This window comes from Pseudoalteromonas sp. S1609 (assembly GCF_005887255.1).
Classification (GTDB): Bacteria; Pseudomonadota; Gammaproteobacteria; order Enterobacterales; family Alteromonadaceae; genus Pseudoalteromonas.
This window is the reverse complement of sequence record NZ_PNDJ01000037.1, coordinates 1-11,907: the sequence shown is the minus strand read 5'-3', so window position 1 is coordinate 11,907 and position 11,907 is coordinate 1. Positions and strand designations below refer to the sequence as shown.

The following is an 11,907-nucleotide window of genomic DNA, read 5'->3' as shown; positions in this document are numbered from 1 at the left end:
GGAGGCTAGACATCGATGATTGTAGTTAATGAGCAGGTGTTATCTGATGTAAACAAAAACTTTGTTATCCCACCAAAACCACAAATCTTAAATGATCTTGAAATATTAGCATCTGCACAGGAGCCCTCGCTCTCAGACGCCGCAGAAATCATCGCTAAAGATGTTGCTATTGCATCAGCTATTCTAAAGATAGTTAATTCACCTGCTTATGGCTTAGTTCGTAGTGTGTCAAATATTAAACAGGCCATTATGTTTTTAGGTTGGAATGGCATTGAAGCTTTAGTTCCTAGCCTAAAGCTAAAGCAAATGTTCGCCCAAAATGAGTGCTGTATTAGCCTTGAACGTTTTTGGGATACCGCCTCAGAAATTGCTGATGTAAACATGATTATTGGACAACGTCTAAATAATGTCCCCGTTGAGTACTTGTATACGCTTGGTTTGTTTCATGATTGTGGCATTGTGCCGATGGCAATTAAATTCGATAATTACGTGAGTGCTTTACATACTTCAAATAATACCCATAAAGAAAGCTTGATAGATATAGAAGAGCGTTTATATGGAACTAATCATGCCACTGTGGGTTACTATTTAGCGACCAGCTGGCATTTACCTGTAGATATTTGCCAGCTTATTTTACGTCATCACGATTTGAGTATGCTAAGTGATATAACTGGAAGTAATCAACAATTGTGTTATAGCGTTTTAAAAATGTCTGAAAATTTGGTTAATAGTGTTTTACGCGGTGACACCACTAAAGATTGGGATGACATAGAAAAGCAGGTTTTAGCAACATTAAATATGTCAGAAGACGATTATATTGATGTGCAAGAAGAGGTAATTGATTTTTTGAACTGTTAGACGTTTTTAGCAGCTTAAAGTCTATAGGTTAGTTTTTTTCACTTATTGGTTTGTTTTTAATCGTTTGTCGGAATTAAGTAAACACTCTAAAGTTTAGTTGTCGGCAACAAGCACGACTAACCAAATAGGAAATTAATCATGAAACGCTCACTTATCAAAACCATCGCTCTTGGCTCTTTATTAACTTGCTCAGCTGCTGTAATGGCTGATCAAAGTGATTACAAGTTAATGGTTATTGAAGAGGCTAAAACAGCCCCTCAAGAATTCGAAGTTGCATTTAACGATTGTGCATTAAATGTAAAATCAAAAAATTACAGCCAAGCTGAAGAAATTTGCTCAAAAGCAATTACTTTATTACAGCAAAGCACTGGCCCTCGCTTTAAAGTACGTGAGCTTACGTCATTTGCTTTAAGTAACCGTGGTGTAGGACGTTTAATGGCTAAAAATGAAACAGCTGCATTATCAGACTTTTACGAAGCACAACAAATGTCTGGTAACGAGTTAGTGTCGCACAACTTAACGCGCGCTAAGCAAGACCTCGCACTGTAATATCTATTACCGATTCAAAAAGCCCATGCTGTTTTAGCATGGGCTTTTGCGTTTTTAGGGTTAAACACTAGTTAGGATTATTTAGCATAATTTGGGTCAACTGTTTTAGCCCTTTACCTTTGTTAGTTATTTTCCATGCAAGGTATAAGTCTTGAGGTGGACGTGGTTCGGTAAGCTCCACAACATGCAGTTTGTTAGCTTTAACATACTCAGCAATAAGGTTCTCAGGTAAATAACCAATGCCAATAGCGGATAAAATAGCGGTCATTTTTTGGCTTACAGAACTTACATAAAAACGTTGATTACCTTCGATTAAGTTAGCTGACCACGGAATACTTTGTTTTGCTGAATCATGCACTATAACCGTGGTGTATTGACCAAGTTCGCTGGGTTTAACGGGGCTTTTTACTTGTGCTAACGGGTGGCTAGGGTGAACCACTAATACATTTTGAATATCGGCTATTTTTACCGCTCTGATCCCCTTTTGATTAGGTACAGGCGCCGGTGCGCCAATCACTAAGTCAACGTCATCCTCAATTAAAGCCTCCCAAGTGCCATTGAGTACTTCTTCTTTAATGTCTATCTCGATATTTTTATGCTCATTTAAAAATAGCTGTAAGTTTTTGAATACGTCACTTATGTCAAAAATAGAGTCATAGGCAATACGTATCCGTGGCTCCCAGCCATTAGCTATGGTTTGTGTTTGCTCCGATAAATTATTTATAGCATTGAGTACTTTACGCCCCTCGCTTAGTAAATGTTTACCTGCTGGGGTTAAAACGGCACGTCGACCTTGGCGCTGAAACAAGGTTACATTTAATTGCTCTTCAAGTTTATTAACAATATACGACAAGGCTGAGGGTACTTTATTAAGTTGCTCTGCAGCGGCTGCGTAACTGCCACGATGCTCAATGGCGTCCAGTACCAGTAAAGCTTCTATGCTTATAGGGGGTGTATTCATAATGATACCCAATATTAACTGTTCAAAATATTTGAACATATAGAGCAAATAATAGGAGTTATTTAATTTTAATTCAACTTATACAATAGCTGCATACTCAATTGGAACAATACAGGTTAAAACTATGACGATTAAAAATATTACAGCCGCCATCACAAAAACTGAACAGTCTTTTGCAACATTACCATTAAGGCTTATTGCGGGATTAGTGTTTAGTGCTCATGGTGCACAAAAACTGTTTGCGTGGTTTGGCGGCTATGGCTTGGAAGGCACAGGGCAATGGATGGAATCGATTGGCTTAGCACCGGGCTATTTAATGGCATTAATGGCCGGTGGCGCCGAATTTTTTGGTGGGTTACTACTCATCGTTGGTTTGCTGGTGCGTCCTGCGAGTTTTGTACTGGCTATCACTATGGTGGTTGCTATTTTTACCACGCACATAGATAACGGTTTATTTATGAGCAATAACGGTTATGAATTTGCGTTATCGCTGTTAGCTATTACCTTAGCTTTACTGATCCAAGGAGCTGGAAAGCTATCTGTTGATGGAAAAATTCATAACAAATTAATAAGCGGATCACATAAGTGATTAAACTTTAAGCTGCCAATCTGCGTAAGGTTGGCACATTCTATAAACTAAGGAGACGGACATGGGGTTACTTGTTAACGGTGAATGGGTCGATAAATGGTACGACACCGAAAAAAGCGACGGTAAATTTGTACGCCAAGATAGCCGGTTTAGAGATACGATTTCATCAGCGCAAAACAGTAAATTTAAACCAGAAGCAGGTCGCTATCATTTATATGTATCCTTGGCTTGCCCTTGGGCGCACCGCACCATTATATTTCGTAAATTAAAGCAGCTCGAAGACATTATTTCTATGAGTATTGTTGAAGCACCCATGATGGAAAACGGTTGGGAATTTGGCGAGCAGGGCGATCCACTTTATAACTTAGATTACGCTTATCAATTGTATTTAAAAGCCGACCCTAGCTATGAAGGGCGTGTTACCGTACCTATTTTATGGGATAAAAAAACGCAGACTATTGTAAACAACGAATCAATAGAAATAATTCGCATGTTTAATAGTGCGTTTAATGAGCTTACTGGTAACAACGACGATTATTATCCAGATGCGCTACGTGAAGAAATAGAAACAGTGAATAACCGTGTCTATAACACCATTAATAATGGGGTGTATAAAGCTGGTTTTGCTACAACTCAAGAAGCTTACAACGAAGCTTACACCGCCTTGTTTGATAGCTTAGATTGGTTAGAAGCTCGATTAGCAAAACAGCGTTACTTAGTGGGCGATACACTCACTGAAGCCGATTGGCGATTATTTACCACACTTATCCGCTTTGATGCTGTGTATCACGGGCACTTTAAGTGTAATCGAGAAAAGTTAACTGAGTTTCATCATCTTAGTAACTACATTAATGAGCTTTACCAAGTACCTGGGATAAAGGAAACGGTCGATTTAGAGTACTCAAAAATTCATTACTACGTAAGTCACGTAACCATTAACCCAACGCAAATTGTGCCTTTAGGTGCTAAACACACCTTTGACGCTGCCCATGATCGAGACCGTCAATACTAAATGACGCAGAGATAACGTATAGGAAAAATATGCTTACCCATTACCCAAAAAATAGCTTAGGCCATGCTGATCATGGTTGGCTTAAGTCAAAGCACCACTTTAGTTTTGCGAATTACTATAATCCTGCGCGTATGGGGTTTGGCACTTTGCGTGTAGTTAATGATGACTGGGTAGCCCCAGGTATGGGGTTTGGTGCGCACCCGCATAGAAATATGGAAATTATTAGTTTTATCCGCAGTGGTGCCATTACTCACCAAGATAGTATGGGCAACAAGGGGATCACCGAGCAAGGTGAGGTGCAGGTAATGAGTGCAGGCACCGGCATTACCCACTCAGAATATAACCTAACAGATGAACCACTAACGTTTTATCAAATTTGGATTCAGAGTAATCAACATAATGTTGAGCCGCGCTGGGAAAGCAAGAAGTTTCCTACACAAGCCACAAGCACCCTTAGCTTACTGGTTTCGGGTTATCCAAAAGATGCCGATAGTGCACTTTTTATTAATCAGCAGGCGCGTATTTACGGTGGCAAGCTGGCAAAAGGCACGTCAATAACACAGCCGATTGATCATCAAGCCTACGTATTGGCAGGGGAGTTTAGTATTAATGATGAGTCAGCCTCAGTTAACATGAATAAGGGTGACGGCGCAGAAGTTACACAGACTAAAACCATCACCTTAACAGCAACCACTGAGTGTGAATTGATTATTATCGATAGCAAAAGTTAAGCGCAATTTACGTGCGCTTAACTTTATAATTGTTACTTGCTCATACTTTAAAGCTTTCCACTTGCGATTTCATTTGCTTATATAAGGCCGATACATTTTTAGATTGTTGCGTGGTTTGCGTGGAAATTTGTTTCATTTGTGCAGATTGCTCTTTTAATGACACTAAATTTCGATTTATTTCGTTAGCCACATGTGACTGCTCTTGTGTAGCTTGTGCGGTTTCAGTCGACATTTGCTGTACTTTTTCAAATGCGTGAGTCAGGCTATTAAAAATGGTAATTACTGAGTCAAAGTTGGTTAAAGTGGTATTGGCATTAGTTTGGCTATTTTTAATCGAATCAGACGACGCTTTAACATTGTCATTTAAGCGTTGGATCATGGTATCAATTTCGTCTGTGCTTTGTTGAGTTCGTGTGGCAAGCGTTCTTACCTCATCAGCTACTACAGCAAATCCACGGCCTTGCTCGCCGGCTCTAGCGGCTTCAATCGCTGCATTTAAAGCTAATAAGTTTGTTTGCTCTGCAATATTACGTATCACTTCAAGAACAGAGGTTATATCTGTAGAGCTACTTTCTAGTTCAACCGAATTCGCTAATGCTGACTTAATATCGTTAGCTAAATCTTCAATCGCTTTGCCTGACACATCAATAGCTTGAACACCTTGCTTTACCTGCTCGCTAGATATATCGGCTTCCTGCGCGGTATTTTTTGCAAGCTCTGCCATTTGTTGATTGGCCATGTCCATCTCATGGCCCGCACTAACTATTGACTCAGAGGCATTAGCAAGTTTTTGGGTTACTTCCATCGCGGTATCAGATACATCATTTAAATCACCCGTTACTGCACCAAGTTGGCTTGATTGCTGCTGAATATTTTTTATTATTGTTTGTAAATGGCTCAAGAAGTTATCAAATTCATTGCTTAAATCAGCTAATTCGTCGTGTGATGTAGTGTTAATACGCTGGGTTAAATCGCCATCGCCAGCGGCTATTTCTTTAATACGAAGGGTAATATTATTGATATTATCGGTTAGCTTTTTCGGAATGTAATAGCCCACACCTAAAGCGACAATAAAGGCAATAATAATCACAATAAAAACAATTTTTTCAAAAAGTTGAATGCTATGTTGTACGTCTTGTTTTACCGCTCTGGCATGTGTGCGTGCCTCTTCGCCCGCAACATCAAGTATATTTCTTAATTCGTTAAAGCTTTTATCAGCTTTTGCTAAATTATTATCAATTAAAGCGACTTGCTTTGCAGGAGTTGAGTAAATCAAGGCTTTACTTTGCTCATACCATTGCTGGTAAAGCTGATCGAAGTTGGCATATTTTTGTGTTAGCTGCGGCTCGTCAATTAAATAGCTACGATAACTATTAAAGCGACGTATAACTTGGGCTGCGTTTTCTTCAAATAATTTTTGATTTTGTTCTAAATCACCATGTTGGTTTACTATTTTTTGTTTTGCAAGCCGGGCTTGGTATATATCTCTATCGGCATTTAGTACCTCTGAAATGGCTTCTACATAACGCCCTAAACGCTCAGCCCCCACTTTATCTTGCTGTTGTTCATTAGTATAAGCGCGAAGCTCTTCGCCTGCCTGATCCATCATTTCGCGTATTTTTATAAATTCAGGTTCAGATTTATTTAAATCACTTTGCATTTTACCTTGCGAGTGATTGGTATTAATGAGTGTTTTACTATGATTGACCCATTCATTATACAAAGGCATAAAGCTGGAAAATGAATCATGCTTTGCAAGTAACGCTTCTTCATCTTTTAAATAGATTAAGTATTTGTTAAAGCGATCCTTTACTTGCTCTGCGTTTTCTAAAAACTCTGTTTTATTCGTCTCACTATCGCCAGTTGCGCTGAGTAAATTTTCGAGTGCAATACGTGCTTGATATATGTCTCTGTCGGCATTGAGAATAACAGTAACAGCTTCAAAAAAGGTTTCTGTTTGCCTTTTCATAGCGTTGTCTTGTATGTAAGTAATCGAAGCTATGGCAACTAGCAAGCCTGCAAGGATCAGTGCTAAAAAAGCGATTGGTAAAATGACTTTAGTTCTAATTGAATTTATTCGCATGTTTCAATCCTTGTTATCTTACTGTATCTATAGTAAATGTTAGTCATATAGTGGGACTTATGCCAAGCAGTTGGGTAAATTAATTGGGTGTTTTTTATACGCTGCAAGTCCGTATAACATTACTGTTATTTTTTATTGGTTTTATTATCCTTGTACGGCATATTCGCTTAAAATACGGCTAATTGGTTCATTTTTATAAAGGAATTCTGCTGTTAATGAATTCAATTCAGCCTAGTATATTTGGCCGTATCTTTACCCCGCATCGCTTTGTCGATATAAACCAACAAGGTTTAGTGATCAGCAATAAAATACAAATAACCTCATTGAGTTGGTGTGATTTAACGTCGCCCATTAGCTATGAGTATGGTGTGCTTGGGCAAACACTGCGCTTTAATACAGACTCTAAGCATTATCGTATTTGGATGAGAGCCTATGGCAGCAATAGGGCATTTAAAGCGCATACCGATATGCTATGGGTTAAAAGCAATATTGCAGTGCTCAACGAAGTGTTAAGTAAAATAAACCACTTTGCTCACACTCAGTTTTTGCGCCAATCATATGTGACTGATATAAAAAAACAGGTAGATGAGCAATGTAAACGTTGGCTACCTTGGATAAAAAGCAGCGATGTTTTAACACCAGTAAGCACACAAATAAAATTGCTTGAACAATACAGCCAGTGGAGTGATGCACTCACTCGTTTTTTTCAGCATAAATATACCCAGTCTCAATTAGAGCGCTATAACGATTTTTTTAATTGTGTTGAAGCAAATCCACTCACAGAGCAACAACGCCGAGCTTGTATAATAGATGACGACAATAACTTAGTGCTAGCAGGGGCAGGAACAGGAAAAACCAGTGTGTTGGTGGCCAGAGCGGGCTACTTGGTTAACAGTGAACAAGCTAATTACAACGATATTTTATTACTCGCCTATGGTAAGCAAGCTGCTTGCGAAATGGATGAACGAATTAAACAAAAGCTGGGCACTGAGTCCATTAAAGCGGCCACGTTTCACAGCGTCGGCTTGACTATTATTAGCGAGGTTGAGGGCAAGCCACCTAAAATATCTAAACTTGCTGAAAACGAAAAAGCTAAAATAAAATGGGTTGAAGGATGTTTTGAATCGCTTGCCAATGCTAAACCACAATATGCTAAAGCACTGGTAAATTATATAAATAACACTCTTAATGACGTTAAAGGCGAATTTAAATTTAGTGCTGCAAAGCCTAATCATATTGCGCTTTTAAAAGAAATAAAAACTAGCGGTCATTTAACTAAATTAGCGACTGTGTTTAGCCAATTAATCAGCGTGTATAAAACCGCAAATATAACACTTGAGAGCGATTCAAAACAGATACAGCAAGCCTGGAAATTATTAAAGCCGTTGTTAGCCAACTATAACCATTATTTACGCACGCAGGGCGAAATAGACTTCGACGATATGATTATTAAAGCCCTCGATTATGTAAACACTAAAAAGTTTACATCGCCTTGGCGTTATATCATGGTAGATGAATTTCAAGATATATCACCGCTGCGAGCTACACTTGTAAAAGCACTGCGCGATAGTAAATCTAATAGTTCACTGTTTGCAGTAGGGGACGATTGGCAAGCTATTTACCGTTTTAGTGGTGCAGATATGCGACTTACTACCGAGTTTGCCGCACATTTTGGTTTTACAACACAAACTCTATTAGATAGGACCTTTCGCTTTAATAATAAAATTGGCGAGGTTGCCGCAGGTTTTATTATGAAAAACCCAGCGCAGTTAGCTAAAGACATTCACTCAGTTGCAAAGGTAACTAAGCCCGCCGTTAGCGTGCTAAAAACATTGAAAAGTGGCTCAGCTAAAAACACCAAAATAGCGGAGCTAAATAATGGCGCAATTAAGTATTTACTACAGGGGATTAAGGGTCATTCAGGCAAGCCTGTTACTGTGTATTTACTTGCACGGTTTCGATTTCAGTTACCTTCACAAGCCGATATAAGTGCTTTACAGCAAGAGTTTTCAGCATTGCATATTGAGTGTGATACGTTTCATGGCTCAAAAGGCAAAGAAGCCGATTATGTCATTATATTAGCAATGAATGGCGGAGCGTTTGGATTCCCGAGCACTAAGCCAACGCCTCAAATTTTAGAGGCATTATTACCCGCAAAAGATAATTTCGCACATAGTGAAGAGCGTCGCTTATTTTATGTAGCGCTTACTCGCGCTAAACATAAGGTCTACATAATAACTGATGATAACAACCCCAGCTGCTTTGTTGATGAACTTATAAACGAGCATAAAATCGAAGTATTTGAGTTAAAAAATAAAGCGGCCTTTAAAAGCATTACAAAAACTGCTTAATACTGTTGCTCAAGCAAGCGTCAGAGTGCCCAATTATGTGGTTCATACGTATTAACTTATGGCAACGGCAAGTTGATGATACAAACCAATCCCAACAATAACATTAAATGGAAAGGTGACACCTAACGAGCTAAGCATGGCAAGACCAATGTCCGCTTTGGGAATAGCAGCTTTTATAGCAGCAGGTGCGGCAATGTAAGAAGCACTCGCCACTAAGCTCCCCAGAATAACCACTGAACCTAATTCTAAATTTAGCAAGGTGCCAACCATAACGCCAATGGTGCCTAAAAATAACGGCGTAATAATGGCGAAGGCAGCCAGTTTCCATTGCTGCCAAGGAAAAGGGCGAAGCGTTTGTGCAGCAACCAAGCCCATTTCGAGTAAAAATAGCGCCAGCACTACTTTAAAGCTACTGGTAAGCAAACTCGTAACTTGGCTACCCTGTTGGGTGCCATACATCATACCGATAATTACACCGCCAACGAGCAAAATCACACTCTTATTGGTAAGCGTTTCGTGCCACAGTGCTTTTAACGATAAGTTGGTGTTTTCGCTGTGTGCTTTGTCGAGCTTACGATACAACAGTAAACCTACAATAATGGCTGGTAATTCAAGCATAACTAGGTACAAGGTAACTTCTGCGCCCACTTCCAATTTAGCCGATTCGGCATACGCTAATGCTACCGCAAATGTACCAGCACTAACCGAACCATAGTGGGCAGCAATGCTGGCGCTATTCGCTACGCTTAGCTTAACAACGTATTTTAAAATAGGGTATAAAGTGAGCGGAATAAGCCCACCAAGTAACATAACCGAGGCCATTTCTGGGAGTAATTGCCAACTTAAATTGCCATGCAGCACCATGCCACCTTTTAGACCTATGGTAAGCATGAGTAGTAAACTGAGAGTGTCATACGTCGCTTTGGGGATAGCTAAATCAGAGCGAAGAATACCCGCTGCTAATCCTAAAATAAAAAACATTACTACAATATCAGGCACGCTGTTCTCCTCTTTATTACTAATTTAATTTGTTAAGCGGCGCTATTATAGGCAAATCTTTATATAGTAAATAATAAAATGAATGCTAACATCCTATAGATAAAAACCTATGAGGTGTGTATGAATATAAGACAACTTTCCTTCCGACTTCTTGAAGTATTTATGAGTGTAGTAAAAACCGGCTCTATAAGCGAAACCGCACGGAGGCTTCATTTGACTCAGCCTACGGTTTCTTTACAAATTAAACGCTTACAAGAAGCGGTAGATGAACCGTTAATAATTATGCAGCAACAAAAGTTGCAAATAACCGAAGCTGGTATGGCCTTATTTAGGACTTGCCAACAGGTTTTTGGTCATTTTGAAGATTACCAAGATTACTTAGCGGAGCTAAAAGGGGGTGAACGTGGACGATGTAAAATTGCTATGGTTAATACTGCCCAATATATTTTACCTAAATTGTTAGGCCCATACAGTAATGAACATCCGCATGTAGAGCTACCACTTGAAATAGGTAATCGTTCAGCCGTTTTAGCACGCTTTGAACGCGGAGAAGACGATATTTATGTATTTAGTCACCCGCCATCTTTAGAGCATGCCCAGGCTGCTAGGTTTCTACATAACCCTTTAGTGTTTATAGTGCCACTAAATCATCCATTAGCCGATAAAACCGCACTTAAACTGGCTGATTTAGTTCCGTATCGTTTTTTACTACGTGAAACAGGCTCCGCCACTCGCATGTTATTTGAAAGCGAGCTGCAAAGTAGAGGGTTGGTATTAAGTGACAGTGTGCAAATGGCCAGTAATGAAGCCATTAGAGTGGCGGTAGCTTCAGGTATGGGGATTGCGGTGCTTTCTCAGCATGTGCTGCCTAAAGGTGATAATAGCTTTAAAGTGCTTAATGTTACCGACACTACTTTAGCCAGTCATTGGTATTTTGTGGTGCGTACAGACCGACACATATCACATGCTGCACGCAGTTTTTTAAAGTTTGCCGAGCAACACTTAGAGCTGTATTTAGATGAGAAGTGGGTGCGAAATGAGTTAAGAGGGCTTAATTTGAAATAAAAATAAGCCTTAGAGACAATCAAATATTAACTGGTATCAAAGTTGCTTAAGTTATTTCAGTTAAAGCATATAACGATTAAAGTAAAAATGGATTTGAGCCAATGACTTCAATAACCTTTAAAAATCAATATAGTAGTTATAATACTCCCGTTAACAAAGTGGCAAAATCGAGTGACGTTCTGCCAACATCTGCCGCTGCGGCAACAACCAGTACCGCTGAAAACCAAGCAACCACTAATTTTATCGCTAAACCAGAAGACAAAAGCTTTTTAGAAAATGCCCAAGAGGCATTAATTTATCAACGTTTAGGTGTCGATAAAGAAACTATAGCTGAGTTAAAAGCAGCAATAGAAGCCTTGGCAGAAGAACTAGGAGAGGAAGGGGTTGATGTAGATGCCATAAAAGAGCAGATTGCTGAATTACAAAAAATGTTAGAGCAAGAATTCGAAAAAGGCACGGAGCGAATGGCAATGCAACCAACACATGAAAAAGGCAAGCTAGTAACCGCATTAGCTTAGGTAACGGCATGTTGAAAGCTTATTGACTCCTGACTTTAAATAGATTTTAAGTGATTAACGCACAAAGAGGGTGAAGAGGCGCTACGCTTTTAGAGAAGTAAATTAAACCAAAACTTATATGGCTTCTCATTTACTCCTCATTCGCTTCTCTGTGTTCAAATAGGGTTTAGTGAATTATGCACAAAGAGGGC

General features: G+C 39.3%; 11 protein-coding genes. 8 read left to right on the top strand and 3 right to left on the bottom strand.

Going from position 1 to position 11,907, the window contains the following annotated elements; genetic code table 11:
- Window positions 1-15: 15 nt before the first annotated feature.
- Together CWB76_RS10565 and CWB76_RS10560 are read left to right on the top strand one after the other, a co-directional pair.
- Window positions 16-858, top strand: a complete 843-nt coding sequence (locus CWB76_RS10565) for an HDOD domain-containing protein (RefSeq protein WP_138607420.1) — start codon at window positions 16-18, stop codon at window positions 856-858.
- Between the two features lie 138 nt (window positions 859-996).
- Window positions 997-1,407, top strand: a complete 411-nt coding sequence (locus CWB76_RS10560) for a hypothetical protein (RefSeq protein ID WP_010390302.1) — start codon at window positions 997-999, stop codon at window positions 1,405-1,407.
- Between the two features lie 67 nt (window positions 1,408-1,474).
- Here the strand turns inward: CWB76_RS10560 and CWB76_RS10555 are convergent, their stop codons facing one another.
- Window positions 1,475-2,368, bottom strand: a complete 894-nt coding sequence (locus CWB76_RS10555; protein WP_138607418.1) for a LysR substrate-binding domain-containing protein — start codon at window positions 2,366-2,368, stop codon at window positions 1,475-1,477.
- Between the two features lie 124 nt (window positions 2,369-2,492).
- Between CWB76_RS10555 and CWB76_RS10550 the strand changes: the two genes are divergently transcribed.
- The 3 genes from CWB76_RS10550 (at window position 2,493) to CWB76_RS10540 (ending at window position 4,700) form a co-directional block, all read left to right on the top strand.
- A complete protein-coding gene (locus CWB76_RS10550; RefSeq protein WP_138607416.1) occupies window positions 2,493-2,957 on the top strand; it encodes a DoxX family protein in 465 nt (154 codons plus the stop codon).
- 61 nt (window positions 2,958-3,018) lie between these two features.
- Window positions 3,019-3,969, top strand: coding sequence for a glutathione S-transferase family protein (locus CWB76_RS10545; protein WP_138607414.1), 951 nt, complete (start codon window positions 3,019-3,021; stop codon window positions 3,967-3,969).
- Between the two features lie 29 nt (window positions 3,970-3,998).
- Window positions 3,999-4,700, top strand: a complete 702-nt coding sequence (locus CWB76_RS10540) for a pirin family protein (RefSeq protein ID WP_138607412.1) — start codon at window positions 3,999-4,001, stop codon at window positions 4,698-4,700.
- Between the two features lie 40 nt (window positions 4,701-4,740).
- On the opposite strand, the gene CWB76_RS10535 is transcribed toward CWB76_RS10540, so the two are convergent.
- Entirely contained in the window at window positions 4,741-6,783 is a 2,043-nt protein-coding gene (locus CWB76_RS10535; RefSeq protein WP_138607410.1) for a methyl-accepting chemotaxis protein, read from the bottom strand.
- Window positions 6,784-6,998: 215 nt separating this feature from the next.
- Between CWB76_RS10535 and helD the strand changes: the two genes are divergently transcribed.
- A complete protein-coding gene (gene helD / locus CWB76_RS10530) occupies window positions 6,999-9,134 on the top strand; it encodes a DNA helicase IV (protein WP_138607408.1) in 2,136 nt (711 codons plus the stop codon).
- Window positions 9,135-9,185: 51 nt separating this feature from the next.
- On the opposite strand, the gene CWB76_RS10525 is transcribed toward helD, so the two are convergent.
- Window positions 9,186-10,133 carry a sodium-dependent bicarbonate transport family permease gene (locus CWB76_RS10525; protein WP_138607406.1) on the bottom strand — a complete coding sequence of 316 codons (948 nt, stop codon included), beginning with the start codon at window positions 10,131-10,133 and terminating at the stop codon, window positions 9,186-9,188.
- A gap of 120 nt (window positions 10,134-10,253) precedes the next feature.
- Here CWB76_RS10525 and CWB76_RS10520 point away from each other — a divergent pair, with 120 nt between their 5' ends.
- Window positions 10,254-11,198 carry a LysR family transcriptional regulator gene (locus CWB76_RS10520; RefSeq protein ID WP_138607404.1) on the top strand — a complete coding sequence of 315 codons (945 nt, stop codon included), beginning with the start codon at window positions 10,254-10,256 and terminating at the stop codon, window positions 11,196-11,198.
- 101 nt (window positions 11,199-11,299) lie between these two features.
- Entirely contained in the window at window positions 11,300-11,716 is a 417-nt protein-coding gene (locus tag CWB76_RS10515; protein WP_138607402.1) for a hypothetical protein, read from the top strand.
- The last annotated feature ends 191 nt before the right edge of the window (window positions 11,717-11,907 follow it).

Bases quoted from the DNA above. Each gene is read 5' to 3' on its own strand.
- CWB76_RS10535 (WP_138607410.1), bottom strand. From the start codon at position 6,783: ATGCGAATAAATTCAATTAGAACTAAAGTCATTTTACCAATCGCTTTT.
- CWB76_RS10555 (WP_138607418.1), bottom strand. From the start codon at position 2,368: ATGAATACACCCCCTATAAGCATAGAAGCTTTACTGGTACTGGACGCC.
- CWB76_RS10560 (WP_010390302.1), top strand. From the start codon at position 997: ATGAAACGCTCACTTATCAAAACCATCGCTCTTGGCTCTTTATTAACT.
- CWB76_RS10540 (WP_138607412.1), top strand. From the start codon at position 3,999: ATGCTTACCCATTACCCAAAAAATAGCTTAGGCCATGCTGATCATGGT.
- CWB76_RS10515 (WP_138607402.1), top strand. From the start codon at position 11,300: ATGACTTCAATAACCTTTAAAAATCAATATAGTAGTTATAATACTCCC.
- CWB76_RS10565 (WP_138607420.1), top strand. From the start codon at position 16: ATGATTGTAGTTAATGAGCAGGTGTTATCTGATGTAAACAAAAACTTT.
- CWB76_RS10520 (WP_138607404.1), top strand. From the start codon at position 10,254: ATGAATATAAGACAACTTTCCTTCCGACTTCTTGAAGTATTTATGAGT.
- helD (WP_138607408.1), top strand. From the start codon at position 6,999: ATGAATTCAATTCAGCCTAGTATATTTGGCCGTATCTTTACCCCGCAT.
- CWB76_RS10545 (WP_138607414.1), top strand. From the start codon at position 3,019: ATGGGGTTACTTGTTAACGGTGAATGGGTCGATAAATGGTACGACACC.
- CWB76_RS10550 (WP_138607416.1), top strand. From the start codon at position 2,493: ATGACGATTAAAAATATTACAGCCGCCATCACAAAAACTGAACAGTCT.